This is a genomic window from Meiothermus granaticius NBRC 107808 (assembly GCF_003574355.1).
In the GTDB taxonomy this organism is placed as follows: Bacteria; Deinococcota; Deinococci; order Deinococcales; family Thermaceae; genus Meiothermus; species Meiothermus granaticius.
Genome location: NZ_QWLB01000004.1, coordinates 58961 through 84452, shown reverse-complemented (window position 1 = coordinate 84452; position 25492 = coordinate 58961). Strand labels below are relative to the sequence as shown.

The 25492-nt window shown below is 63.7% G+C and carries 26 protein-coding genes; 12 read left to right on the top strand and 14 right to left on the bottom strand.

The window, feature by feature from the left end; genetic code table 11:
* Positions 1 to 60 precede the first annotated feature (60 nt).
* The 3 genes from Mgrana_RS02365 to Mgrana_RS02355 are packed head-to-tail and all read left to right on the top strand — an operon-like array spanning position 61 to position 2185.
* A complete protein-coding gene (locus Mgrana_RS02365; protein WP_119356004.1) occupies positions 61 to 648 on the top strand; it encodes an ATP-dependent Clp protease proteolytic subunit in 588 nt (195 codons plus the stop codon).
* Positions 638 to 1834 carry an ATP-dependent Clp protease ATP-binding subunit ClpX gene (gene clpX, locus Mgrana_RS02360; protein ID WP_119356003.1) on the top strand — a complete coding sequence of 399 codons (1197 nt, stop codon included), beginning with the start codon at positions 638 to 640 and terminating at the stop codon, positions 1832 to 1834. The genes Mgrana_RS02365 and clpX overlap by 11 nt, the downstream gene beginning before the upstream one ends.
* 24 nt (positions 1835 to 1858) lie before the next feature.
* Positions 1859 to 2185, top strand: a complete 327-nt coding sequence (locus Mgrana_RS02355) for a hypothetical protein (RefSeq protein ID WP_119356002.1) — start codon at positions 1859 to 1861, stop codon at positions 2183 to 2185.
* Between the two features lie 14 nt (positions 2186 to 2199).
* Here the strand turns inward: Mgrana_RS02355 and Mgrana_RS02350 are convergent, their stop codons facing one another.
* The 7 genes from Mgrana_RS02350 to rpmF form a co-directional block, all read right to left on the bottom strand.
* On the bottom strand, positions 2200 to 3387 hold the full coding sequence (locus Mgrana_RS02350; protein ID WP_119356001.1) for a cysteine desulfurase-like protein: 1188 nt from the start codon (positions 3385 to 3387) through the stop codon (positions 2200 to 2202).
* 32 nt (positions 3388 to 3419) lie between these two features.
* Complete coding sequence (gene fabF, locus Mgrana_RS02345) at positions 3420 to 4649, bottom strand: beta-ketoacyl-ACP synthase II (protein ID WP_119356000.1); 1230 nt, start codon at positions 4647 to 4649, stop codon at positions 3420 to 3422.
* A gap of 93 nt (positions 4650 to 4742) precedes the next feature.
* On the bottom strand, positions 4743 to 4976 hold the full coding sequence (gene acpP, locus Mgrana_RS02340; RefSeq protein ID WP_119355999.1) for an acyl carrier protein: 234 nt from the start codon (positions 4974 to 4976) through the stop codon (positions 4743 to 4745).
* Positions 4977 to 5112: 136 nt separating this feature from the next.
* Positions 5113 to 5850 carry a 3-oxoacyl-[acyl-carrier-protein] reductase gene (fabG, locus tag Mgrana_RS02335; protein ID WP_119355998.1) on the bottom strand — a complete coding sequence of 246 codons (738 nt, stop codon included), beginning with the start codon at positions 5848 to 5850 and terminating at the stop codon, positions 5113 to 5115.
* A 28-nt stretch (positions 5851 to 5878) separates the two neighbouring features.
* On the bottom strand, positions 5879 to 6796 hold the full coding sequence (gene fabD / locus Mgrana_RS02330; protein ID WP_119355997.1) for an ACP S-malonyltransferase: 918 nt from the start codon (positions 6794 to 6796) through the stop codon (positions 5879 to 5881).
* Positions 6793 to 7806 carry a beta-ketoacyl-ACP synthase III gene (locus tag Mgrana_RS02325; protein WP_119355996.1) on the bottom strand — a complete coding sequence of 338 codons (1014 nt, stop codon included), beginning with the start codon at positions 7804 to 7806 and terminating at the stop codon, positions 6793 to 6795. Before Mgrana_RS02325 ends, fabD begins: the two co-directional genes overlap by 4 nt.
* Before the next feature lie 130 nt (positions 7807 to 7936).
* Complete coding sequence (rpmF, locus tag Mgrana_RS02320; RefSeq protein ID WP_119356032.1) at positions 7937 to 8128, bottom strand: 50S ribosomal protein L32; 192 nt, start codon at positions 8126 to 8128, stop codon at positions 7937 to 7939.
* Between the two features lie 538 nt (positions 8129 to 8666).
* Between rpmF and Mgrana_RS02315 the strand changes: the two genes are divergently transcribed.
* Positions 8667 to 8903 (top strand): DUF4160 domain-containing protein, encoded by a 237-nt coding sequence (locus Mgrana_RS02315; protein ID WP_119355995.1) that lies wholly within the window; start codon positions 8667 to 8669, stop codon positions 8901 to 8903.
* On the top strand, positions 8884 to 9150 hold the full coding sequence (locus Mgrana_RS02310) for a DUF2442 domain-containing protein (protein ID WP_119355994.1): 267 nt from the start codon (positions 8884 to 8886) through the stop codon (positions 9148 to 9150). The genes Mgrana_RS02315 and Mgrana_RS02310 overlap by 20 nt, the downstream gene beginning before the upstream one ends.
* Positions 9151 to 9228: 78 nt before the next feature.
* Here the strand turns inward: Mgrana_RS02310 and Mgrana_RS02305 are convergent, their stop codons facing one another.
* The 4 genes from Mgrana_RS02305 to Mgrana_RS02290 form a co-directional block, all read right to left on the bottom strand.
* On the bottom strand, positions 9229 to 10014 hold the full coding sequence (locus Mgrana_RS02305; protein ID WP_240631213.1) for an alpha/beta fold hydrolase: 786 nt from the start codon (positions 10012 to 10014) through the stop codon (positions 9229 to 9231).
* 34 nt (positions 10015 to 10048) lie between these two features.
* Positions 10049 to 11239, bottom strand: a complete 1191-nt coding sequence (gene hutI, locus Mgrana_RS02300; protein ID WP_119355992.1) for an imidazolonepropionase — start codon at positions 11237 to 11239, stop codon at positions 10049 to 10051.
* A gap of 131 nt (positions 11240 to 11370) precedes the next feature.
* Complete coding sequence (gene hutU, locus Mgrana_RS02295) at positions 11371 to 13020, bottom strand: urocanate hydratase (protein WP_119355991.1); 1650 nt, start codon at positions 13018 to 13020, stop codon at positions 11371 to 11373.
* Positions 13017 to 13712: a GntR family transcriptional regulator gene (locus tag Mgrana_RS02290; RefSeq protein ID WP_119355990.1), complete on the bottom strand. Its 696-nt coding sequence runs from the start codon at positions 13710 to 13712 to the stop codon at positions 13017 to 13019. The genes hutU and Mgrana_RS02290 overlap by 4 nt, the downstream gene beginning before the upstream one ends.
* 137 nt (positions 13713 to 13849) lie before the next feature.
* On the opposite strand from Mgrana_RS02290, the gene hutH reads away from it, so the two are divergent.
* Both hutH and Mgrana_RS02280 read left to right on the top strand, forming a co-directional pair.
* Entirely contained in the window at positions 13850 to 15370 is a 1521-nt protein-coding gene (gene hutH / locus Mgrana_RS02285) for a histidine ammonia-lyase (RefSeq protein WP_119355989.1), read from the top strand.
* Positions 15371 to 15395: 25 nt separating this feature from the next.
* Positions 15396 to 16358 (top strand): tRNA dihydrouridine synthase, encoded by a 963-nt coding sequence (locus Mgrana_RS02280; protein WP_240631212.1) that lies wholly within the window; start codon positions 15396 to 15398, stop codon positions 16356 to 16358.
* Positions 16359 to 16366: 8 nt separating this feature from the next.
* Here Mgrana_RS02280 and Mgrana_RS02275 read toward each other — a convergent pair whose 3' ends face one another.
* Entirely contained in the window at positions 16367 to 17119 is a 753-nt protein-coding gene (locus Mgrana_RS02275; RefSeq protein ID WP_119355988.1) for a WecB/TagA/CpsF family glycosyltransferase, read from the bottom strand.
* A 146-nt stretch (positions 17120 to 17265) separates the two neighbouring features.
* Complete coding sequence (gene scpB / locus Mgrana_RS02270; RefSeq protein WP_119355987.1) at positions 17266 to 17790, bottom strand: SMC-Scp complex subunit ScpB; 525 nt, start codon at positions 17788 to 17790, stop codon at positions 17266 to 17268.
* A gap of 63 nt (positions 17791 to 17853) precedes the next feature.
* Here scpB and pilC point away from each other — a divergent pair, with 63 nt between their 5' ends.
* The 4 genes from pilC to Mgrana_RS02250 all read left to right on the top strand — a co-directional run bounded on the left by pilC (position 17854) and on the right by Mgrana_RS02250 (position 21875).
* Positions 17854 to 19074, top strand: coding sequence for a type IV pilus assembly protein PilC (gene pilC / locus Mgrana_RS02265; protein WP_119355986.1), 1221 nt, complete (start codon positions 17854 to 17856; stop codon positions 19072 to 19074).
* Positions 19075 to 19272: 198 nt separating this feature from the next.
* Positions 19273 to 20001 carry a ferritin-like domain-containing protein gene (locus Mgrana_RS02260; protein ID WP_119355985.1) on the top strand — a complete coding sequence of 243 codons (729 nt, stop codon included), beginning with the start codon at positions 19273 to 19275 and terminating at the stop codon, positions 19999 to 20001.
* 77 nt (positions 20002 to 20078) lie between these two features.
* On the top strand, positions 20079 to 20765 hold the full coding sequence (locus Mgrana_RS02255; RefSeq protein ID WP_119355984.1) for a response regulator transcription factor: 687 nt from the start codon (positions 20079 to 20081) through the stop codon (positions 20763 to 20765).
* A 12-nt stretch (positions 20766 to 20777) separates the two neighbouring features.
* Positions 20778 to 21875, top strand: a complete 1098-nt coding sequence (locus Mgrana_RS02250; RefSeq protein ID WP_119355983.1) for a sensor histidine kinase — start codon at positions 20778 to 20780, stop codon at positions 21873 to 21875.
* 9 nt (positions 21876 to 21884) lie between these two features.
* Here the strand turns inward: Mgrana_RS02250 and cysE are convergent, their stop codons facing one another.
* Positions 21885 to 22415, bottom strand: coding sequence for a serine O-acetyltransferase (gene cysE / locus Mgrana_RS02245; protein ID WP_119355982.1), 531 nt, complete (start codon positions 22413 to 22415; stop codon positions 21885 to 21887).
* Positions 22416 to 22555: 140 nt separating this feature from the next.
* On the opposite strand from cysE, the gene Mgrana_RS02240 reads away from it, so the two are divergent.
* Positions 22556 to 25486: an insulinase family protein gene (locus tag Mgrana_RS02240; protein ID WP_170146375.1), complete on the top strand. Its 2931-nt coding sequence runs from the start codon at positions 22556 to 22558 to the stop codon at positions 25484 to 25486.
* Positions 25487 to 25492 lie beyond the last annotated feature (6 nt).

Below are 25492 nucleotides of genomic sequence, written 5' to 3'. Positions count from 1 at the left end.
TGCGGTGTATGTGCCCTGATTCCCCCTCAGCTCTTTCCTGAGGCCTAGAATGGAGCCGATATGGTAGTCCCCTACGTCATCGAACAGACCGCTCGTGGAGAACGTGTCTACGACATTTACTCCCGCCTCCTCAAGGACCGCATCATCTTTCTGGGCACCCCTATAGACTCGAGCGTGGCCAATACCGTGGTGGCCCAGCTGTTGTTCCTTGACGCACAGAACTCCAATCAGGACATCCGTTTGTACATTAACTGCCCTGGGGGGGAGGTCAACTCTGGCCTGGCCATCTACGACACCATGCAGTTTGTGAAGGCCCCAGTCTCGACCATCTGTGTGGGGCTGGCGGCCAGCTTCGGGGCCATCCTGCTGGCAGCTGGGGCTCCGGGGAAGCGCTATGCCCTGCCCAACGCCAAGGTCATGATTCACCAGCCCTGGGTACAGGGCGGGATGGGGGGGCAGATCTCCGACCTGCTGATCCGGGTTGAGGATCTGGCCAAGGATAAGCGGCGCATCAATGAGATCCTGGCCAAGCACACCGGGCAGTTGGTGGAGAAGGTGGAAAAGGACACCGACCGCGATTACTTCATGAGCGCTGAGCAGGCCAAGGAATACGGCCTGATTGACCAGGTGGTCTCGCGTGAGGCGTAACAAGCCCACCTGTAGCTTTTGTGGCCGCAAACACCCGGAGGTGGCCCACCTGATCGAGTCTCCTCTGGGGGAAGTGTTTATCTGCAATGAGTGCATCACGCGGGCCCGCGAGCTGCTCGAGAACGAGTCTAAGGCCGCTTTTGCTGGGCCGAGCCACCTGCCCAAGCCCACCGAGATCAAGGCCTTCCTCGATCAGTACGTGATTGGGCAGGAAACCCCCAAGAAGACCCTCTCGGTAGCGGTGTACAACCACTACAAGCGACTCCTGCACCCTGAGGCCGAGGTGCAGAAGTCCAACGTGCTGCTGATTGGCCCGACCGGTACCGGCAAGACCCTTCTGGCGGAGTCCCTGGCCCGCATGCTGGATGTGCCCTTCGCCATCGCCGACGCCACCACCCTCACCGAGGCCGGATATGTGGGCGAGGATGTGGAGAATGTGTTGTTGCGCCTGCTGCAAGCTGCCGAGTTTGATGTGCAGGCCGCGGAAAAGGGCATCATCTACATTGATGAGATCGACAAGATCGCCCGGAAATCGGAGAACCCCAGCCTGACCCGGGATGTCTCGGGTGAGGGGGTACAGCAGGCCCTGCTCAAGATCGTCGAGGGCACGGTCGCCAATGTGCCCCCCCAGGGGGGGCGCAAGCATCCCCACCAGGAGTTTATCAGCATCAACACCAAGAACATCCTGTTCATTCTGGGCGGGGCCTTTGACGGCCTCGAGCGCATCGTGCTGAGCCGGGTAGACCAAAACCCCATCGGATTTGCCCGGCCCAAGCGCAGCGAGGAGAAGCCCGAGGTGATCCCGGAGGATTTGGTGCGCTATGGCCTGATCCCCGAGTTTGTGGGCCGCCTGCCGGTGGTGGTGAGCCTCGAGGCCTTGGACGAGGAAGCCCTGGTGCGCATCCTCACCGAGCCCAAGGGGGCGCTGGTGCGGCAGTATCAGGAGCTCCTGCGCATGGAGGGGATTGAGCTGCGCTTCACCCCGGGGGTGCTGCGGGAGATCGCCCGTCGGGCCCTGAAGCGCGCCACCGGGGCACGTGGCCTGCGGGCGGTGATTGAGAAGGCCATGATGGATCTGATGTTCGAGCTGCCGGGCTCTGGGGTACACGACCTGACCTTCGACCTGCCGCATCTGGACAAGCCGCTCAAAGCCCTCGAGGAAGCCCGGTTGCGCCAAGCCTCCTGAACCTCGAGCCCCCCAGCCCGAGCCATGACCAAGCGCCGTTACGAGGTCCTGCTCCCCATTCGCCATAACGATGGGCGCTCGATTTTGGTGCAGGACACCCAAACCCTACAGCAAACCTTGCGGGATGTCATCGAGCGGTTTGGGGCCATGTCCTATAGCCCCAACTCCATCCTCGGGGTGTGGCGGAGCGAGGACGGCAGGCCCTACGACGACGATCTATTCCTCCTCACCGTGGATGTGGAGGATACCCCGGAGAACCGGGAGTTTTTCCGGCGGTTCAAAGGGGTCTTGCGGGAGCGCTTTCAGCAGCGGGAGATCTATATGGTGACCTACCTGCTCGAGGTGATCTAGGGCTCCCACTGGGGTTAGTCGCTCCCCTGGAGGCCTGCGATCAGCTTGTCGAGATCTGTTGGGGTGGTGTAGTGAGCCAGTGAGACCCGCACCGCTCCGTCGGGCCACAGCCCCAGAGCCTGCATGGGCAGGGTGGCGTAGTAGTCCCCAGCCGCCACCCCCACCCCTACCTGGGCCAGACGCTGGGCCACGCTGAGGGGGGCTTGGTCTTGGAGGTTGAGGCAAAACGTGCCCACCCGCCCCTCGGCTCCTGGCATCCCATAGAGCTTCAGGCCGGGAATGCGCTGCAGGCGCTCTAGGGTTTCCTCCACCAAGGGCCGCTCGATGGCCTCGATGCGCCGATAGGCGCGCAGTAGCCCCTCACGCCCTGACAAACCGTCCCCAAGGGCGCTGCGCAGGTACTCGAGGGTCCCCAGCCACCCGGCCAGGCCCTCGTGGTTGTTGGTTCCGGGCTCGAACTTGAGCAGGCTATCCTCTGGAATAAACCACAGCTTATCGGTGGGAAGGCGTGGGATCAGCTCCTCGCGCACGTAGAGAAAGGCCATATGCGGCCCAAAGACCTTGTAGGCCGAGAAAAAAGCCAGGTCCACGCCGGTTTGTCGCACATCCGGGAGGTGGTGGGGGCTGTAGTGCACCATATCGGTGATGGCCCAGGCCCCTACCGAGTGGGCAATCTCGGCGGCGGCGGCCACATCCGGGGTGGTGCCGAGGGAGTTGGCCGCGCTGGTGATGGCCACCAGCTTGGTTTTGGGGCTTACCAGGGCCCTGAGGTCGGCGGGCTCGAGCCGCCCCCCCTCGTCCCAGCGGGCTTTCCAGAGCTTTACCGTCACTCCGGCCGCCTCGAGGTTTCGCCAAGGGCTGGCGTTGGCTTCGTGCTCGAGCTCGGAGATCACCACCTCATCCCCTGGCCCCCACAACCGGGCCAGGGCCCGCGAGAGCTGGAAGGTCAGGGCGGTGGCGCTTGGGCCGATGGCCACCTCGGAGGGCTTGCAGTTCAAGAACTCCGCGGTCTGCTTGCGGGCTTGTTCCTTGACCTGGGTGGCGGCTTGGGAACCCGGATAGGGCATCCCCACGTTGCAGCTTGCGCTGGAGAGGAAGCTCGAGATGGCCTGGATACACTCCTTGGGAACCTGTGCGCCCGCAGCGTTGTCGAGAAAGCTAAAGCCGGAGGCGAGGGCAGGGAAGTGCGATTGGATAGACATGCCTGATTCTACCCAAACCTTCGGGGGCTGGCTCAGATGCGCTTAAACGCGAGCGTGGCGTTCATCCCGCCGAAAGCAAAAGAGTTGGAGAGCACGTACTGCACCGGCTGCTCCCTGGGGGTGTTGGGGACGTAGTCGAGGTCGAGCTCAGGGTCGGGGTCGGTGAGGTTGATGGTCGGGGGCAGGATCCCTGAGACCAAGGCCTGCACGCTGGCGATGGCTTCGATGGCCCCGGCGGCTCCCAACAGGTGCCCGATCATGCTCTTGGTGGAGGAAACCGCCAGCTTGTAGGCGTGCGGCCCAAAGACTTTTTTGATGGCCAGGGTCTCGGCTCGGTCGCCTACTGGGGTGGAGGTTCCGTGGGCGTTGACGTATCCCACCTGCTCAGGGTTGATCTTGGCATCCTGCATGGCCCGCTGCATGGACAAGGCGGCTCCGGTGCCCTCGGGGTGGGGGTCGGTGATGTGATAGGCATCGGCGCTGCGCCCAAAGCCGACCAGCTCCGCGTAGATCTTGGCGCCTCGAGCCTTGGCGTGTTCGTAGTCTTCGAGCACCACGATGGCCGCCCCCTCCGATAGCACGAAGCCATCGCGGCTGGCGCTGAAGGGACGGCTGGCTTGGGTGGGCGCATCGTTTCGCGTGGAAAGGGCCCGCATCACATCGAACCCGCCCATGGCCATGGCGGTGACTACGGCCTCACTGCCCCCGGTCACCATGACCTCAGCCTCGCCGAGCTGGATGACCCGAAAGGCATTCCCAATGGCGTCAGCGCCGGTGGTGCAGGCCGTGACCGAGGTAGAGGAAGGACCCATAAACCCGTAGCGCATGGCCAGCTGGCCGGAGGCCATATTGGCGATGATCATCGGGATGAAGAAGGGCGAAAGCCGCTCGGGCCCGCGCTCAATGAAAACCCTGGACTGGGTTTCCCAGGTTTCCATGCCGCCGATCCCGCTGCCGACCAGGGTGCCGATCCGGGTGAGGTCTTCCCGCTCGAGCTCGAGCCCGGAGTCTTTCAGGGCCAGCTCGGATGCGATGAGCGCCAACTGGACGAAGCGGTCCAGGCGGCGCATCTCCTTCTTGTCGAGGTATTCCTCAGGGGCGATCTGGACCTCCCCGGCGATCTGACAGCGCAGGGGAGAGGGGTCGAAACGGGTAATTCGGCCAATGCCGGAGCGGCCCTCGAGCTGAGCTTGGTGGAAGGCCTCAGCTCCAACCGCGTTAGGGGCAACCGGGCCCAGCCCGGTGATAACGACACGACGCATAGGAAAGATTATAGCCGAAGGTGAAACCCCGCAAGCTGGAGGGCGAAACAAAAAAGCCGAAGGCTTGGGCCCTCGGCTTTTGGCCTGGAGCGCTCAGCTCTTCTTGCTCTCGATGAAGCTGATGGCGTCCTGGACGGTTCGAATCTTTTCGGCTTCCTCGTCCGAGATTTCCAGCCCGAACTTGTCCTCGAGCCCCATGATCAGCTCTACGGTGTCCAGGGAGTCGGCCCCCAGGTCTTCGATAAAGCGGGCCTCGGGCACCACCTTGTCCCCATCCACGCCCAGCTTGTCCACGATTACTTCCTTTACGTCATCTAGAATCGCCATACGTCCTCCATTTGGACTGCGGTGGAGTCCCCTCGGTTGTGTCTCGAGGCCCCCCACAAGGGGTCATAAGTCTCCGATGGGGGATTCTACCACAGGGGCCAGGGATGAGGCGCGGGCCAACCCCCTAACCCACGCCTCAGTGGGGGGTCAGGCCGCCGTCTACGCACAGGGTTTGGCCGTTGATGTAAGCGGCGCCCTCGGAGGCCAGAAAGGCCACCGCTTGGGCCACCTCTTCAGGTTTTCCGAAGCGCCCGGTCGGAATCTGCTTGAGATACTCAGCCTGAACCGCCTCCGGCAGCTTGGAGGTCATGTCCGACTCGATGAATCCCGGCGCCACTGCGTTCACGGTGATGCCCCGGGTGGCGTATTCCTTGGCCACCGACCTGGTGAAGCCGATCAGGGCGGCTTTGGCGGCCACATAGTTGGCCTGACCCGGATTGCCCAGAAGGCCCACCACACTGGTGATGTTGATAATGCGTCCCCAGCGGGCCTTCATCATCAGCTTGACCGCCTCGCGGGTAGTGTGAAAGACCCCGGTCAGGTTCGTCTGGATCACCGTATCCCAGTCCTCGTCCTTCATGCGGATCAGCAGGGTGTCGCGGGTGATCCCGGCGTTGTTGACCAACACCTCGAGCCCCCCCAGCGCGGCCCCTGCCTCGACCACCAGCCGTGCGGCTTCGGTGGGCTTGGAGACATCCGCTCCGAGCAGGACCACCTCGGCCGCCCCAAGGGCGCGGGCTTCTTCGGCCACGGCCTCGGCAGCTGAACGGTTGCTGCCGTAGTGAACCACCACCGCGTTTCCCTGGCGGGCCAGCTCGAGCACGATGGCTCGGCCGATGCCGCGCGATGAACCGGTAACCAGCGCTTTTCGCATAGATATCCCCCTGAATGCTGCAATGGCTTTAGCTCTGGACCGACCGCAGGCTCTCGGCGACCTCCTGAGGATTGGTCAGGCTCCGGGCCTCCACCCCCTCCAGGGTCCGCCCCACCAGCCCGGTGAGCACCTTGCCGGAGCCGAACTCGAGAAACCGCATCACACCTTGGGCCTTCAGGTGCTGCAAGGTCTCTACCCAGCGCACCGGTCGGGTGATCTGCTCGAGCAGCAGCGCGCGGATAACCTCTGGGCGCTGCTCGGGTTGGGCCAGCACGTTGGAATACACCGGAAACCGCGGGGCCGAGAACCGAACCTCAGCCAGATCATGGGCCAGCCGTACTTCAGCGGGCTTCATCAAGGAGGAGTGAAAGGGGGCTGAGACCTGGAGCGGCACCACCCGGGCCCGATGCGCCTTGAGCTGCTCGCTGGCCCTGGCCACCCCCTCTGCGGTACCGGAAATCACGGTCTGCTCGGGGGAGTTGAGGTTGGCGATCTCCACCCCTTCAATTCCGGCAATTACCTCCTGTAGGGTCTGGGCCGGGATTTTGAGCACTGCCGCCATGGCTCCCGCACCCACCGGAACTGCTTCCTGCATGTACTCTCCGCGTTTGCGCACCAGCCGCAGGGCCTCCTCGAGCCCCAGGGTTCCTGCGGCCACGTGGGCCGTCCACTCCCCCAGAGAATGTCCCGCTGCAAAGCGGGGTTCAGCCCCACCGGCTTCCAGATAAGCCCGAAAGGCCGCATACCCCACGGCCAGTAGGGCCGGTTGTTGGTTGGCGGTCAGCCTGAGCGCATCTTCGGGACCTTCCCACATCAGGGCTTGGAGCCCCGGTAAGGCCTGCTCGGCCCGATCTAAAACCTCCCGGGCCGCGGGCGAAGCCACGTAGAGGGCCTGGCCCATGCCGATTTCCTGCGAGCCCTGTCCGGGAAAAAGCGCAGCGATCATGCCCGGTCTCCTTGCTCGAGCAGGTTTGGGGCGGTGGGAGGGTTCCACCAGGTCAGCACACTGGCCGCCCAGGTCAGCCCGGCCCCGAAGGTCACCAGAAGGATGTGGTCACCGTCTTGGATCTGCCCGGCATCCACGGCCTCTTGCAGGGCGATGGGGATGCTGGCGGTGGAGGTGTTGCCGTAGCGGTCTACATTGACCCAGACCCGCTCAGGGGGCAGCTCGAGCCGTTCCCGGGCGGCCTCGATGATCCGGGCGTTAGCCTGGTGGGGCACGAAGAACTTGATGTCTTCATTGCGCAGACCGGCCTTCTCGATGGCCTCGAGGCTGGCGGTATTCATCACCCGCACCGCAAATTTGAAGACCTCACGCCCGTTCATATACACCGATTTCGGCATCGGGCTGCCGTCAGGAAACTGGGGATTGACACAGCCCATGGCCAGCTCCTTGGCCCCGCTCCCATCCGAACCCAGCACAAAGGACCTAAACCCATACCCCTCGGGCACCGGCCCGATCACCGCTGCCCCGGCCCCATCGCCAAAGAGCACCGCGGTGCTGCGGTCGTTCCAGTCCATGATCTTGGTCAGGGCCTCGGCCCCGATGGCCAGCACCTTTCGGGCCAGGCCTGCGCTGACGCTGGCGTGGGCTTGAGCGATGGCATACCCCCAGCCCGGACAGCCCGCCAGCAGGTCAAAGGCGCCGGCTTTAAGGTTGAAGCGCTGTTGCACCAGGCAAGCGGTGGCGGGGAACAGGGCATCGGGGGTGTTGGTGGCTACGATCACCAGGTCCACGCCCTCTAAAGCCTGCTCCCCGTGCCGGTGAATCAGATTCTCCACCGCCTTGAAGGCCATGCTCGAGGTGTACTCGTCTGGGGCCGAGACCCGCCGCTCCTTGATCCCTGTGCGGCTGGAGATCCACTCATCGGAGGTCTCGAGGAAGCTCTCGAACTCCCCGTTTTTCATCACCCGCTGGGGCGCATAGGTGCCCAGGGCCAGGATGCCGGTGTTCATCGGGCCTCCCAAGGACCCCGGCTCGAGCGGTTGAGACTGCAACGGAGGGTGTGCGCGTGTATGGCCATAACCCTAAAAGTATACCGGGCTGGCCTTTGGGAGCCAGCCCGGCGATGACCCTTCTCCGGGCCTAGGCTTCGATTTCTAGGATTTGCTTGCCCCCGTAGTAGCCGCAAGAGGGGCAGACCGTGTGGGGCGGGATTTGCGCGCCGCAGTTGGCACACTTGATCAGGGTGGGGGCGGTGAGGGTGCTGACCGCAGCCCGGCGGATATCGCGCCGTGACTTGGAGACTTTTTTCTTGGGTACAGGGTGCTTGGCCATTGTTAGAATCCTCGCTTTAACTCCGAAGAATCCCCTGGGGGATTTCGGCAAACCGCCCTCTAATCTACACGCTGCCAAGGTAAAGGTCAACTCAATTTGGAATACCAGGAGTCTTTCCGCCGCATGACCGAGGCTGCCCACGCGCTGGAGCAGGTCACGTCCGGCGACCCAAATCATGTCCAATGTAGGGTATCCCTATCCCTACCCTGGTGTGGCACTTCATCACGGACCAGGGTCATCATCACGGGGTCGAGGTGAACGGGAAGGGGGTCATGTTCTGAGGGGACTCGACGACGGATCGGTTGTGCGAAATCGAGTCCCCCGAGGAGTGAGCCTGCCCCGCCTGCTGGGTGAGGTTGTTGGAGCGTTCATCATAAAGATCGCATCATTGAAGTTAGGTGCACTGATTGAGCTAATTCCTGGTGTGTTTTGAGGCTCGATGAGCATCCAGAATTGCGATGTATGGCTCACTGGATGAACAGTAGCCTGTACGAGATTCTTTTTTAGCAGGCCATTAACTATGGGCTAAAATAACTGTGTGCCTACGGTCTTGCGGCATGGTCCCTACAGATTTTTCTTCTATGCCAACGAGAATGACGAGCCTGCTCATATCCATGTTCAGCGAGACCATGCTTTGGCGAAGTTTTGGCTTAAACCTGTGGCCTATGCCAGCAGCAGCGGCTTCTCAGCGCAGGAGCTCTCAAAGCTGCTCGAGCTTGTGGAGGAAAACAGGGTAACGTTTGAGGAGGCGTGGGATGAGTTTTTTGACCGCTAAACCGATTCTTGCCAGCGCTGTCGAGTGTACCGACGATGAGCTTATCGTCACGCTTTCTGATGGTCGTCGCTTGGCTGTACCTATTGTTTGGTTCCCTCGCTTGGCAAAGGCCAGTCCGCAGGAGCGCGCCGAGTATGAGTTGCTCGGCCAGGGAGAAGGTATTCACTGGCCCAAGATTGATGAAGACATCTCCGTCGTGGGTCTTCTCGAGGGTAGGCCATCGGTCGAGTTTCAGCGCCGCTCGTAGAGCGCTCCTCCCTCAAAAAGACCTTGTCCTGGACACCATAGTGCCCGCCTGGATGGACGGCAGGGTCTGTGAAGTGCGCTATTTGTTTCGCAGGAAATCCCCCACCAGCCCCAGCACCAGGGGCTCCTTTTCCCGGTGGGGTACGTGGCCGCACTCATGCAGCACTTCCAGGCGGGCGGGGCCCTGCACCCCCTGTACGATGCGCTCTGGGAAGGCCACCGAGCCATACTTGTCGCGGTCGCCGTGCAGGGCCAGCACGGGGCAGTGAACCGCCTGCAAACAGGGGTCTAGCGTCCAGCCCCGAAACGCGGGCGAGAGCCAAACGCCTGTCCAGGCTTCCAGCACCCAGCGGGCTTTTTCGCCGTGCCAGCGGGTGAGGCGGGCGAACTGGGCGGGGTTCTGGAAGCCCTGCTGGGCGGCCCGGATGCCCTCGAGGGTGCGCTCTTCCACAAAGGCCTGGGCCGACTCGGTAATCACAGCGCGGCAGCGACCGGGCTGATGGGCGGCGATGCACAGGGCCATGGCGCCCCCTACGCTGTGCCCAAAGAGGATGTACGGGTCTAGCTCGAGCCTCGCGGCGATGGCGGGGAAGTAGGTCTGGGCCTCCTCGAGGATAAAGTCCAGCGAAGGCGGTTCGGTTCGGGGCGAGGACCGTCCAAAACCCAGGCGGTCATAGGCCCACACCGTGCGTCCGGTGGCCTGGGTCAGGGCCGCCGGAAACCCGCGCCAGAGCTCCACCGACCCCAGGGAGTCGTGCAGCAGCACCAGGGGGGCCTTTTGGGGCTGGCCCGTAGCCCACTGCCGCACAAAGACCAGGCCGCCTGGAACCTCTACAAAAGTATCTCGAACCTGTACTGTGCTCACGGCCAAAGTGAGTGTACCAGAGGAACCAGGGCCCTCAGCCGGTAGGAAAAACCGGTCTGCCGCCCACATAGACCGCGTGAATTGGGGTATGGCCCCAATGGTATAGCGGCATGAGGGCATGGGGGGAGTCCACCACCACAAAGTCGGCCCGGGCTCCGGGCTCAATCTTCCCCAAATCGGCCCGCCCCAGGGCCAGGGCTGCGTTTTCGGTATGGGCCAGCAAGGCTTCCTCGAGGGAAAGCCGCCCGAGGGACGCGGTCAGTTGCATGCCCAGCCAGGGGCTATACAGCGGACTGCTGCCGGGGTTGTGGTCGGTGGCAATGGCCACCCTCACGCCCGCATCCCACATGGCCCGGGCATTGGGGAAGGGCTTGCGCAGGATGACCGCCGCGCCGGGGAGTACCGTGCCCACCGTGCCGCTTTGGGCCAGGGCTTCCCAGTCGGCGGGGGTGGTTTGCTCGAGGTGATCCGCCGAGAGTGCGCCCAGCGCCGCCGCCAGCCGGGTGGCTCCGGTGTGGGCGATCTGTTCGGCGTGGAGTTTGATCCGAAGGTTATGCGAAAGGGCCGCCTCCAGGATTCGCCGGGTTTCGTCCAGGGTGAATGCGCCCTCATCGCAGAACACGTCCACCGCCTCGGCCAGCCCGGTTTTGGCTACTTCGGGGATGAGTTCCTGACAAAACATCTCCACGTACTTTTCCCGCTCCCAGCCTTTGGGGATCACGTGTGCCAGGAGCGTGGCGAACACATGCTGCGGTAGGTGTTCCTCGAGCCGCCGGATGACCCGCAGCATCTTGAGTTCGGCCTCGGGAAGGAGGCCGTAGCCACTCTTGATTTCTATGGCGGTTACCCCTTGGGTCAGGAAGATTTGGGCTCGAGCTTGCGCCCACTCGTACAATTCATCTTCCGAAGCGGCATCGGTGGCCCGCACCGTTGAATAAATCCCGCCCCCCGCAGCCAGAATGGCCTCGTAGCTTTCGCCCCTGGCGCGTTGCAGGTACTCGCCCAGCCGGTCACCGCCATAAACCAGATGCGTGTGGGCGTCCACCAGGCCTGGCAGCACCCCATGCCCGCCCAAGTCGGTGCGGGGCCAGAGGTGATAGGCCTCCGGCAGTTCGGCCTCGGCCCCCACCCAGACAAAACGCCCATCCTGGACGGCGAAAGCAGCACGCTCGAGCCTATTCTGGGGCGTGTACAGCTCAGATATCCCGACAAAGACTTGATTCATAGTGCCCTTAGTTCCCTCTCCCCTTGTGGGAGAGGGTTGGGGTGAGGGGTCGAGTTCGCGGAACTCGTAAACGTGCACGAGGCCATGTCAATGGCATTCACCTTCGGCTCACCTCTGCTAGGGGGGAGGGACTATTGCTCCTTCTCCCAGCCTGCGAGGTCTAAGCCTCGATTTTTTGCCACTTCCTTCGCTTCTTCGTAGCCCGCATGGGCGTGGCGCATCACCCCAGTACCGGGGTCGTTGGTCAGGACGCGCTCGAGCCGGTACGCGGCCTCCTCGCTACCGTCGGCTACCGTGACCTGCCCGGCGTGCAGGCTGTAGCCCATGCCCACCCCACCACCGTGGTGGAAGCTGACCCAGGCCGCCCCCGAGACCGCGTTCAGGGCAAAGTTCAGGATGGGCCAGTCGGCCACCGCGTCGGAGGTGTCCTTCATGGCCTCGGTCTCACGGTAAGGGGAGGCCACCGAGCCTGCGTCGAGGTGGTCGCGGCCAATCACGATGGGGGCCTCGAGTTCGCCCTTCCGTACCATCTCGTTGAACAGCAGACCGGCCTGGTCGCGCTCCCGGTAGCCCAGCCAGCAGATGCGGGCGGGCAGGCCCTGGAACTTGAACTTCCTAACGCCCTCCCTCAGCCAGCGGTGCAGACCCTCATCGTCAGGGAAGAGCTTCATCATGGCTTGGTCGGTTTTGTAAATGTCCTCAGGCTTGCCCGAGAGCGCCACCCAGCGAAAAGGCCCCCGCCCCTCGCAAAACTGGTCGCGGATGAAGGCCGGCACAAAGCCGGGGTAGCTGAAGGCTTCCGCGAAGCCCCCCAGTTTGGCAAAAGCCCGCAGGTTGTTGCCGTAGTCGAAGGCCACCGCGCCCTTATTCTGCATCTCCACAATGGCCCGGCAGTGGGTGGCCATGTCGTGCAGGACCCGTTCCTTGTAGCCCTGGGGGTCTCGCTGGCGCAGGAGGGCCGGGTCTTCGTCGGCTTTCAGGATGGGGATGTAGCCGTACAGGGGGTCGTGGGCGCTGGTCTGGTCGGTCACCAGCTCCGGCGTGAAGCCCCGGCGTACCATCTCCGGCAGCACCTCCGCCGTATTGCCCAGGAGGCCAATGGAGAGGGCCTGACCTTTGCGCCTGGCTTCCTCGGCCAGCCGGAGGGCTTCGTCCAGGGAGTCGGCCCGCAGGTCCAGGTAGCGGGTCTCCAGGCGGCGCCCGATGCGCTCCGGGTCAATCTCCACGCAGAGGGCCACCCCGCCGTTCAGCGTGACCGCCAGGGGCTGGGCCCCGCCCATGCCCCCCAGCCCGCCCGTGACCGTGAGGGTGCCCTTTAGTGAGCCGCCAAAGTGCTTGCGGGCGGCGGCGGCAAAGGTTTCGTAGGTGCCCTGCAAGATGCCCTGGGTGCCGATATAGATCCAGCTTCCGGCGGTCATCTGACCGTACATCATCAGGCCCAGCCGGTCGAGCCGGTCAAACTCCTCCCAGGTAGCCCACTGGGGCACCAGGTTGGAGTTGGCAATAATCACGCGGGGAGCTAGAGGTTGGGTTTTGAACACGCCCACCGCTCGCCCGGACTGTACCAGGAGGGTCTCGTCGTTCTCGAGCCGCTCGAGCACCGCCAGAATGCGCTGCAGGTCCTGGGGGCTGCGGGCCGCTTTGCCGCGCCCGCCGTACACCACCAGTTCGTCGGGTTTCTCGGCCACTTCGGGGTCGAGGTTGTTGAGGAGCATCCGCTTGGCGGCTTCCTGAATCCAGCCTTTGGCGGTACGGGGGCCTAGGGGGGCTTTGTAGGTCATGGTCGTTCTCCTTGGGGTATGAAGGTGTCCTCGAGGTAGTAGCGGTCGGCCCGCATCAGGTACTCCACCCAGGTGATGGGGGTTTCAAAGGTGTAGGTGAGGCGCTCGAGGCGCAGCGCCGGGGCATTGGGGAGTTGCTCCAGCAGGGTAGCCAGGGGGTCGGGCAGGGCCACCGCCTCCAGTCGCTGCCAGACCCTGGTGAGGGGCAGGCCCAGGGTGTGAACCAGTAGGTCATGGATGGATTCACGGGTCAGGTCGTGCCGTAGCAGATCCTGGCAGTGCGCCGGGTGCAGGTAGCGCACCTCGCGCTGCACCGGCTCGTCGTCCAGGAAGCGCAGCCGCTCTACATACAGGGCCTCGGGCACCCCCAGCTTCTGGCCTACCTCCGGCGGGGTGGGGCGCAGTTCGGCGGCTAGCACCTGGGTTCTAGGGGTAGCCCCCTGGGCGCGGGCGAACTCGTAGAAGGGGCGCACCCGCAGAAAGCCCTGGCTGAAGCGCCGCTCGGTGGGAAAGCTCCCCTTGCCCTGCCGCCTCGAGAGGTAGCCCTCCTGCTGCAGCTCCTGTAAGGCCCTGCGGGCGGTCATGCGGCTCACCCCGAAGCGCCGGGCCAGGCTGTTTTCCGAAAGGGGAAACCCGGGGGTGGCCTTGCCCAGCTCCTGCAAGACGGCTTCCTTGACGCGCAGGTATTTCACGGTTTATCCTCTAGCTTGTATATACAACCTAAGCCGGGCTTAGGTCAAGTGAAGGGCTGCTAGGCCCCCGGCGAACGCCGGTACTCAAGTGAAGGGCCATCGGCCCCCGGCGATGCCGGTACTCAAGTGAGGCACACATGCTGGAACTCGATCGGGAACTGACTCTGGCGGATTTTGGCCGGGTGGTGCGGGCGCAGGCGCCGGTGAGCCTGAGCCAGGCCGCCAGGGTGCGCCTGGCACGCTGCCGGGCCTTTGTGGAGGAGCTGGTGGGCCAGGAGGCCCCGGTCTACGGCCTCAACACCGGCTTTGGCAAGCTGGCCTCGGTGCGGATTGCCCCCCAGGACTTGCAGCTATTGCAGCGCAACCTGCTGCTCTCGCACGCCATTGGGGTGGGGGAGCCGTTCCCCGCCGAAGTGGTGCGGGGCATGCTGCTGTTGCGGGCCCAGAGCCTGGCCCTGGGCTACTCCGGGGTGCGGGTGGAGGTGGTGGAGCGGCTTTTGTGGTTTTTGAACCAGGACATCCTCCCGCTGGTGCCCTCGCAGGGTTCGGTGGGGGCCTCGGGCGACCTGGCCCCCCTGGCCCATATGTGCCTGCCGCTGATTGGCGAGGGCGAGGTGCTGCACCAGGGCCGGGTGCAGCCTATGGGCGAGGTGCTGCGGGCCTATGGGGTGGAGGCCCTCGTGCTCCAGGCCAAAGAGGGCCTGGCCCTGATCAACGGCACCCAGGCCATGACCGCCCTGCTGGCCCTCTTGCTCCTGGACGCCGAGGTACTGCTCAAAACCGCCGATATCGCCGTGGCCATGAGCGTGGAGGCCCTCAAGGGGAGCCACCGCCCCTTCGACGAGGCCGTGGCCCGGCTGCGCCCCCACCCCGGCATGGCCGCCACCAGCGCCAACGTCCGCAAGCTATTGCAGGATTCCGAAATCATGCGCTCACACGTAGACTGCGACAAGATTCAGGACGCCTATAGCCTGCGGGCCGCCCCCCAGGTACACGGGGCCAGCCGCGACGCCCTTGCACACGTGCTCGAGGTGGTACGGCGGGAGATGCAGAGCGTGACCGACAATCCCCTGGTGCTGCCCGACGAAGGGCGCACCCTCTCGGCGGGCAACTTCCACGGCCAGCCCCTGGCCCTGGCCGCCGACTACGCCGGTATCGCCCTGGCCGAGCTGGCCAACATCGCCGAGCGCCGCATCGAACAGATGCTCAACCCCGCCCTCTCGGGCCTACCGGCTTTTCTGGCCGAGGGTAGCGGCCTGAACTCCGGGCTGATGATCAGCCAGTACACCGCCGCCGCCCTGGTGAGCGAGAACAAGGTGCTGGCACACCCGGCCTCGGTGGACTCCATCCCCACCAGCGCCAACCAGGAAGACCATGTTTCCATGGGCACCATCGGGGCTCGCAAGGCCCGCAGCATTTTCGAGAACACCCTCTGGGTGCTGGCCATCGAGCTGGCCTCGGCGGCCCAGGCCCTCGATTTCCACGCCCCCTTGCGCCCCGGCCGGGGCGTGGAGGCGGTCTGGCGGCGCATCCGCCGGGAGATTCCCCACCTGGACCGCGACCGCTACCTGAAGCCCGAGCTGTTGCGCCTGTGCGAGCTGATTCGCACCGGGGAACTGGTCAGGGTAGCCGAGCAAGCGGTGGGTACCCTGGAATAGAGCTATCCCTTAAACTTTAGAGGTTGTGACCGCGACAGCAACGCCCAAAACCGGCTTTTACCGAGAGCACCTTAAGAGCCCCCGGGCCGTGCTGGCCCCCATGGCGGGCTACACCGATGCCCCCTTTCGCAGGCTGGCGCTGGAGCACGGGGCGGCCTGGACGGTGAGCGAGATGGTGCTGGCCCGGGGCTTGCTGGCCGGGGAGCGCAAATCCACCGAGCTGGGCGCACCGTATCCAGGGGAGCCCAACCTGGTGGTGCAGCTCTTTGGCGACGACCCCGAGGTGCTGTGCGAGGCTGCCGCCAAAGCCGAGGCGCTTTTTTCGCCGGTGGCGATAGACCTGAACATGGGCTGCCCGGCGCCCAAGCTGGCCGGGCGGGGTGGGGCCTGTTTGCTCCTGACCCCCGAGCGGGCCTATGCCCTGGTGCGGGCCATGCGGCAGGGGACGAGCCTCGAGGTCAGCGCCAAGATTCGCCTGGGCTGGGATCAGGACCAAAGCCTGGAGATTGCCCTGGGCCTGGAAGCCGCCGGGGTGGCCCTCCTCACCGTGCATGGCCGCACCAGCCGCCAACGCTACGAGGGCCAGGCCAACTGGGAGGCCATCGGCCGGGTGGCGGAGGCCGTGCGGGTGCCGGTGCTGGGCTCGGGCGACGTGACCACCCCTGAGCAGTTCCACTCGCGCCTCCAGACCGGGGTGGCCGGGGTGATGATTGGCCGGGGAGCGGTGGGCAACCCCTGGATTTTTCGCCAAATTGCCTCCGGGGCGCCGGCCCCGTCCCTCCCGGAACGCATACAGACCGCGCTGCGCCACGCCGAGCTAAATGTGCAGTGGTACGGCGAGTTTCATGGCCTCCGCCAGCTTCGCAAGGTGCTCTACCGGTACTTCCCGGCCAACCCGGAGCTGCACCCCGGGCTCAAGCAGATCCATACGAGGGCAGAGCTAGAAAACCTCCTGCGCTCTGCGGCTCACGGACGAATAGAAGAGTAGGGGCAGGCCTAATGGCCCTGTCGGCGCTTGCTGCGGACGAGCTGAACAAACTTCCACAGCCGCGGGGCCCGATTCCAGCGTTTGCGATCCAGAGCCACCCGCAACAGCCATTCAATCTTGAGTTTTTGCGCGATGGGATGGACCCGCTTGACCTCGCCGGACAGCACGTCCAACATTCCCCCCACCCCGATAGCGACCTTGGCCCCCAGCGCGGCTTTGTTCCGATGGATAAAGGTGTCCTGGCGTTCCCCCATCCCCACCAGGAGCAGGTCGGGCTGGGCCTGACGAACCCCCGCAACCACGGCGGCCTCGTCTTGAAAATACCCATCGTGAACCCCGACCACCTGGATTCCGTACTTGTGCCGGGAGCGTTCGGCAGCCTTTTCGGCGATCCCCGGCCTGGCCCCCAGGAAGTAAACCCGCAGCTTGGAACCGAAGTGCTGGAACAGGGCAGGGACCAGATCGGCCCCAGCCACCCGTTCGGGCACGGTATAGGGGGTGAGCTGGGAAACCGCCCAGAGGATGCCCACCCCGTCTGCAACCACCAGCTCTGCTTCACGGATGGCCCTGGGTAAGTCGGGGTGATCTTGACACCGGATGATGGCCTCAGGGTTGAGGGTGACCACCTGATGGGTGCCCGGTTGATTCATCATCAGGGCGATGCGCTCGAGGCTTTCCTCCAGCGTGACCAAGTCCAAGGGCAGTCCTAACAGTTCAATTCGCCGCCCATCCTCCACCCGGGTCTTCAACGCTTCCACCATGCTTTCCTCGCTGCCTTAACTTACCCCACATTCAACCCAAATGGAAACCCGATCCAAATTGGGGAACATCTTACCGATTTTGCCCCCAAAAATTTAGGGCATTGGCTCCCCCAGGAGGGGGCTTCAGCTCACCATGCGCGGGGCCTTTAGCCGCGCAGCAAGAGAACGGGGCCCTCGCCCAAAGGGGGGAGATCCTCGAGGCTCTCGAGCCCGAAGAGCTCAAGAAAGCGCTGAGAGGTTCCGTACAGGCGAGGCCGCCCAATCGCGTCTTTTTCCCCTACCACCTGCACAATTCCCCGCTCCAGGAGCCCGTCCAGCACCCCTTCCACGCTCTTGCCTCGCAGGGCCTCGAGCTCAGCCCGGGTTAGGGGTTGCTGGTAGGCCAGCAGGGCCAACACCTCCAGCGCTGCCTTGGAGAGCCGGGGGGGCTGGGGGCGCAGAACCCCCCCTACCGCCTCTAGATGCTGGGGATGCACCACCAACCGCCACCCTCCGGCAACCCGCTCGAGCTGCACCCCCAAGCTCCCGTCGGCCAGATCGCTCTCCAGCGCGACGATGGCCCGCATCAAGGGCTCCGGTTCCCCCAGGGGGCGCAGCTCACCTAAGCCCAGGGGTTTTCCCGCTGCAAACAAGACGGCCAGAAGTTGTGCTTTGAGCCCAGCGATGTCCATGTTTAGGAATGGGGCGGGCAAATAACCCAGCCGCCGCCATTCGCTGGCTATACTATTGCCAGTATGGCCACCTTTCAATACAAGGCGCGGGACAAGCAGGGCCGCCTGATCACCGCCGTGGCAGAAGCCGACGACGTGCGCAGTTTAGCCCGTAACCTGCGGGAAAAAGGCCTGTTTGTCGCAGAGATCAAGGAGCCTGGGCGGGGATTGCAGGCCGATATCAAAATCCCTGGCCTCGACCCGCAGCCCAACTTGAAAGACCTGGCGGTGTTTAGCCGCCAGCTTGCTACGATGCTCAACGCCGGGTTACCGATTGTTCAGGCACTGGCCATTCTGGAGCGCCAAACCGAGAAGAAGAAGTTTCGGGAGATCATTAAAGACGTGCGCACCGAGGTAGAGGGTGGGGCCTCTTTTAGTGAGGCCCTGAGCAAGCACAAGCTGTTTAACCGTCTATACATCAACCTGGTCAAGGCCGGGGAAACCTCGGGTACCCTCGATGCTATCTTGGACCGGCTGGCCAACTTTTTGGAGAAAGACCTCGAGCTGAGGGGTAAGATTCGCTCCGCCCTGACCTATCCCGCCATTGTGTTTGTGTTCGCGGTACTGGTCACCTACTTTTTGCTGACCACCATCGTTCCCCAGTTTGCTGGAATTCTCACCAGCCTGGGCTCTGAGTTGCCGTTGCTTACCCGATTCCTGATCTCGGTCTCGGACTTCCTGCGCCACGGAACCCTGGTCATTGTGCTCATAGTGGTCGCTGCATACTTTGGCTACCGGGCCTATTACCGTACCGAGCGGGGCAAGCGGGTGATTGATGCCTTCAAACTGCGGATGCCGGTGTTCGGCAACTTGGTTAAGAAGAGTTCGCTGGCCCGCTTCTCCCGCACTTTTGGCCTGTTGATCACCAGCGGGGTCAATATCGTCGAGTCCCTCGATATCACCAAGGGGACCGCGGGCAACTCCATCGTGGAAGACATTCTTGACCAGACCAAGGTGGCCATTCAGTCCGGCGAGCCGGTTAATACCACGCTGCAGGCCTATCCCCAGATCTTTCCTCCCATGGTGGGGTCTATGATCGCCATCGGTGAGGAGACTGGGGCCTTAGACACCATGCTGCAAAAAATCGCAGATTTTTATGAGCGCGAGGTGGACGAGGCGGTCTCGAGCCTGACCGCGGCCATTGAGCCCTTGATGATCATCTTCCTGGGGCTTGTGGTGGGCTTGATTGTGGCAGGGATGTTCCTCCCGCTGTTCAAGATCATCGGGACGCTCTCCCAGCAGTGACGACAGTCCACCGGCCTAGCTAGGGTGGTGTCGGGCAGGTTCAGGGGTTTGCTCCACGAGGACCTGCCCGAGGTTCTCTGGCCCCAGGGCCTGAGGAGCCCGGACCTTCCACCCCTATATCAAAAATTTACAAAGCCTTAGCCCTGCCTCAATTCAAAAGGGCCTAGGCTTCTCTTGGTTAGAAAGGAGTTGAGTCCTATGACCAAGAAAATCATGCTAGGTGTTTTGCTCATCGGTGCGCTGGCCCTTGGTTTGGCCCAGCCGAGGTTTGGATCCCCGAGCCCGATTACCCCCACCCTGACCCTGAGCGACCAGGCCAAAGAGGCGCTGCTGGAAGCCCTGACCGGGCCGGTAGGGGAGTACGCGGCCTATGCCACCTACGACGCGGTGATTCAGAAGTATGGGGCCCTCGAGCCCTACGTGAGCATCCGCGCCTCCGAGGCCCAACACATCCAGGCCTTGCAGCGGCAACTGGAAAAATACGGCGTAGCCTATCCCACTTCCAACCCCTACCTGGGCAAGATCACCCTTCCGGCTAACCTGGTGACCGTTGCCGAGCAGGAAGTCCAGACCGAAGTGGACAATGCCGCCATGTACGACAAGCTGCTGGCGGCGGTGCAGAACTACCCCGATCTGACCCGGGTGTTCGAGAATCTCAAGCGGGCCTCGCTGGTGGCGCACCTCAACTTCTTCAAGGCCGCGGCCCAACAGGGTGGAAGCCTGACCCCGGCCCAGATGCAAGAGGCCCAACTCCAGGTCGAAACCCAGATGAGGGCCCAGATGAACGGGCGTGGGCTGGGTGCGCCCAACCTCCAGAACGCGCCTGTGCAAGGTCAGATGGCCCAAGGGCAGATGGGTGGGATGGGCCCTGGTTGCATGGGCGGTAATCCGGTGGGTGGCTGGCAGAGGGGCCCCAACTGGCGCTAGGTTGATGTCCCTCCCGAGCGGAGGCCCCCCTGAGGGGGCTTCTGCTCTTTGAAGAGGGCCTTACCATGAGGGGGACTATGGCTGGAGAACGGGTGCTGATAGTGGAGGATGAGGCCCGCATCGCTGATGTCCTCGAGCGGTATCTGCGGGCCGAAGGTTTTCGCACCGAGCGGGCTGCGGACGGTAAACGCGCCCTCGAGTTCTGGCGGGCGGTCCAGCCCGACCTGATCCTGATGGACCTCATGATTCCCGAGCTCGACGGCCTGGAGGTAACCAAGCGCATCCGCCGCGAGTCGGAAGTGCCCATCCTGATGGTTACCGCCAGGGCCGAGGACGTGGATCGGCTCCTGGGCCTGGAACTTGGCGCCGACGACTATATCGTCAAGCCCTTCAACCCCCGGGAGGTGGTGGCGCGGGTCAAGGCGGTGCTGCGCCGCAGCAAGGGCCAGGTCAGGACCCCCCAGCACTACCAGGTGGGGGGGTTAGAGATTGACCTCGAGGCTTTCCAGGCCCGCTGCCGGGGAGAACCTCTGAGCCTTACCCCCACGCAACTGCGCCTGCTGGCTGCTCTGGCCGCACACCCCGGCAAGGCCTTTACCCGTAACGAGATCATGGACGCACTGGGCGACTCCGGAGTCGATGAACGCACCATCAATGTTCACATCAAGAACCTGCGGGAACGTCTGGGCGCCTGCGGAGAGCAGCTCGAGACCGTGCGCGGGGTGGGCTATCGCTTGAGTGGAATGGGCTCCAACGCTGACTAGGGGGAGATTGCGATGAAGCTGGTGGTTCGGCTGGCCCTGGCCTTTGCCCTGGTGGCTGTTTTTGCTGCGGGACTTACCGGTTGGCTGGGCTACCAGGAGGCCCGAGACCACTTTCAAAACTTCGTGGCCGGCAACGAGGCCGCCCGTAGCGGGGAAACACTATCAGGGGGGACGCCGGGCCGTGGGCGGCAGATCCTGCTGGCGCAGTTGCAGGCTTCGAGCTGGCGTTCCAGCCTGCTGGCCCTGGGGGTGGCCCTGGGCGTGGGAACCTACCTGGCCTTTCGTCTGGTGCAGCCGGTGCAGGCCCTGACCCAGGCCACCCGCCGCTTTGGGCGGGGAGAACATGCTGTGCGGGTAAGGGTGCAGGGTAGGGACGAGCTGGCCGAGCTGGGCCGGGCATTCAACGATGTGGCCGCCGAGCTGGCAGCCAAGGAGGAGCGCGAGCGGCAGATGATTGCCGATATCGCCCACGAGCTACGCACCCCCCTGACCATCCTGAAGGGCGACCTCGAGTCCATGTCCGACGGCTTGCTGGAGGCTTCTTCCGAGAATCTGCGCCGCCTGGTAGGCGAGGTGGACCTGCTGACCCGGCTGGTGCAGGACCTGCGCACCCTTTCGCTCTCTGACACCGGCCAGCTGGTGTTACGGCCCCGGTTGATTGCGTTGGACGGCCTGGTTGAAGATGCACTGGCCAGCGTTCAACCCCGGGCCGAGGCGGCGGGGGTTGAACTGGAAGCCACCCTCCGGCCCCTCTCCACCCACGCCGACCCCGAGCGGCTAAAGCAGGTGCTCCTCAACCTGCTGGAAAATGCCCTGCGCCACACCCCAAAGGGGGGACGGATTATCGTAAAACTGGATTCTGAAGGAGAAAACGCACGGCTCGAGGTTTGCGACACCGGGCCGGGCATTGCGCCAGAGCACCTGCCCCATCTGTTTGAGCGCTTCTATCGGGCAGAGCCCTCGAGGGCCCGCGAGAGCGGCGGCACCGGCCTCGGACTGGCAATCGTCAAGGCCCTGGTAGAAGCCCACGGAGGTCGCGTGGACGCAGATAATCGCCCGGAGGGCGGGGCTCGTTTCTGGATTTGCTTGCCCCTGAAGGGCCAGGCTTGAAGGCCCCCTTCAGACGGGCGATTTGCGCCGAATGACCCGGGCCGGGGCCCCGACCGCGGTGCTATCGGGGGGAATGTTCTCCAGAACCACGCTGTTGGCCCCTATCCGGGCCCCGTCCCCAATGGTGATGGGCCCGAGAATCTTGGCCCCGGTGCCAATCAGCACGTTGTTTCCAACCGTGGGATGGCGTTTGCCTCGGCCAAAGCCGGTGCCTCCTAGGGCCACCCCATGAAAGATCAGCACATCATTGCCCACCTCAGCGGTCTCACCGATCACCACCCCCATGCCGTGATCAATGACCACCCGCCGCCCGATCGTGGCCCCAGGGTGAATTTCCACCCCGGTGAACATGCGCGTCCAGTGAGCGATCACTCGAGCCAACAAGCGGAACCCGGCCTTCCATAGCCGGTGCTCGAGCCGGTGCATCCACAGGGCGTGGAGGCCGGGGCTGGTGAGCACGACCTCGAGGGCGCTGTGGGCTGCGGGGTCTTTGTCCAGCACAGCTTGGATGTCTTCGCGCATGAGTTCAAGAAAGTTCATAGTGGGATCTAGGCCGAAGCCCGACCCCTGTAGTATCCGGCCCCTGGGCGGGGGGCAATGGTGAGCTTGCTTTGGATTACCGCCGGGGCTTTGCGACTTAGGACATGCTCCTTCGGGCGGGCTGGGTTACACTCATAACCATGGCTGTTTTAGAAAAAGATGCCCGCATCGGTAATTATCGTGTGATTCGCACTGCGCCCCTGCCGCACCTTAACGGCACCTATCACGAACTTCTGCACGAGCCCACCGGGGCCCGGCATATTCACATCGCTTGCCCGGACGACAACAACGCCTTCGCGGTGGCTTTTCCCACCGTGCCCGAGGATTCCACCGGAATCGCCCATATCCTCGAGCATGTGGTCTTGGCCGGTTCCGAGCGCTACCCGGTGCGTGATCCCTTCTTTGCTATGGGCCCGCGCTCGCTCTCGACCTTCATGAATGCCATGACCTGGCCGGATCGCACGGTGTACCCCTTTGCCACCCGCAACCCCAAAGACTACCACAACCTGCTCGAGGTCTACCTCGATGCCTGCTTCTTCCCGACCATCTCCTATGACAGCTTCCGCCAGGAGGGGTGGCGTTACCAGTTTGCCGAGCTGGACAACCCGGCCTCACCGCTGGGGTATGAAGGGGTGGTTTTCAACGAGATGAAGGGCAGCATGTCCTCTCCGGCCAGCGTAATGTACCGTGAGATCGGGCAGGCTATCTTTCCCAACCTGACCTATGCCCATAACTCTGGCGGGGATCCCCGCTACATCCCCGATCTGTCCTGGGAGGCGCTCAAAGCCTTTCACGCTCGGCATTATCACCCCTCCAACGCCTATTTCTACACTTATGGCAACCTGCCTCTGGAGGGGACTTTAGAGACCATCGAGCAGCAGGTGCTCAGGCGCTTTTCAAAGATTGATCCCCAGACCGCCATCCCCGATCAGCCCCGCTTTAACCGCCCGGTCCGACGGGAGGCTACCTACCCGATTGCTCCCGGCGAGCCCCTGGCCAAGAAGGCCCAGGTTTGGGTGGGATGGAAGACGGCGTTTGTGGGGAACGAGGTCGAGATTCTGGGGTTGAGCGTGCTGGAAAGGGTTTTGCTGGCCAACGCAGCCTCCCCTTTGCGCAAGGCCCTGATCGAGAGCAAGCTGGGCGAGGCCCTGGCCGACGGCACCGGTCTGGAGGCCGATTTCCGTGAGGCCGTCTTTGGGGCGGGGCTCAAGGGCATAGACCCCGAGGACGCCCCGGCAGTAGAGGAAATCATCCTGAACACTCTGCGGGAGCAGGCCGAGCAGGGGCTGGACCGGGCTATGGTAGATGCGGCCATTCACCGCATGGAGCTCGAGTCGCGCGAGGTTTCCAACGCCGGGATGCCCTATGCCCTCAAGGTGTTCTTCCAGTTGGCGATGCCCTACCTCAACGGGGGGGACCCCTATCTGGCCTTACAGTTTGATGCGGCCCTGGAGGGCCTTGAGGCCGAGCGAGCCAAGGGGCCTTTCCTGGAGGGGCTGATTCGCCAGTACCTCCTGGATAATCCCCACCGGGCCACCATCCTTCTCAAGCCCGATCCCCAGATGACCGAGCGACTCGAGGCCGAGGAGCGGAGCCGCTTGGAGGCCATTAGGGCAGCCCTGTCCGATGCACAGGTGCAGGAGATCATCCATGAAGCCCAGGCCCTCAAAGCCCGACAGGAGGCCCCTGAAGACCTCTCGGTGCTGCCCACCCTGGAGATCTCCGATATCCCCATGACCCTCGAGGACGTGCCCCACCGCGTTCGGGAATCGGCTGGGAACACCCTGGGGTTGTTTCCCCAACCCACCAATGGGATCAGCTACCTCGACCTGCAGTTCGAGGTCGCTGGGTTGCCGGATGACCTCAAGGATTTGCTGCCGCTGTTTGCCTTTGTGGTCCCTCGGATGGGGGCAGGGAAGAGCAGCTATCTGGAGATGGCCGAGCGCATCGAGGCCCATACCGGCGGGATCGGGGCGGCGGTGGGGCTGCGTACCTTGCCAGGGGATGCGGAAGCCTTCAACCAGAAGTTTACCCTCTCGGGAAAGGCCCTGTATCGCAACCACGGGGAGTTCTTGGCAATTCTGCGTGACCTTCTCACCGACTTGAAATGGGAACCCTCCCACCTCAAGAACCTGCTGGGGCAGCTCAAGGCGGGGTTTGAGGCCCGGGTGGTGCAGGCGGGACACCTCTTTGCCTGGTATCTGGCCGAGGCCCAGTTCGGGGGCAAATTCAGCCTGCAGGCCCGATGGGAAGGTTTGGAGCAACTGGCTACCCTAAAGCGGCTGGCCGGGCTCGATGAGGCGGGGCTAGGGGCGCTGGTGGATGACCTCGAGCGCATCCGGCAGTACCTGTTCCGCAGGGCGAAGGTCAACGTCTGTGTGACCAGCGAGGAGAAGGAGCTGGGCGGGCTGGAGGCCAGGGTGCAGGAGCTGCTCGCGGCGCTGCCTGAGCGCTCTTTGCTCGAGGAGAAGACCATTCTGCCCTCGGCCCAGCTACGCCCCCAGGCCCGCACCACCGCGGTTCCGGTGGCCTACAACGCCAAGGTTTGGCGCACCGTACCCTACGACCACCCGGATGCCCCAGCCCTGATGGTGCTGGCGCAGCTCCTGCGCACCGAGTACTTGCACAAGGAGGTTCGCGAGAAAGGCGGAGCCTATGGCGGTTTTGCCGTGACCCGGCCCGAGAGCGGGACCTTCGCCCTGCTCTCCTATCGGGATCCCCATGTGGTGCGCACGTTTCAGGTCTACGGCGGGATCTTCGAGTTCTTGGGGCGGGACCTCGAGGCCGAAAAACTCAAAGAGGCCATCCTGGGGGCTGCAGGAGACGTGGATCCCCTGCTCTCCCCAGATAATAAGGGTCGGGTACGGTTTTTCAGTGATCTGGCAGGGTATACCCTGGACAAGAAAATGCGCTTCAAGCAGCGGATGCTCGAGGTGCACTTCAGCGATTTGCGCCGGGTAGCCGAGACCTATCTGCAAGGGGAAGCTGCTTTGGCAGTGGTGACCGGGGAGGAAAAAATCAGGGAGGCCAATGCCGAGATGGGTGGGGTGTTCCAGGTGGCCGGGATATAAGGCCGG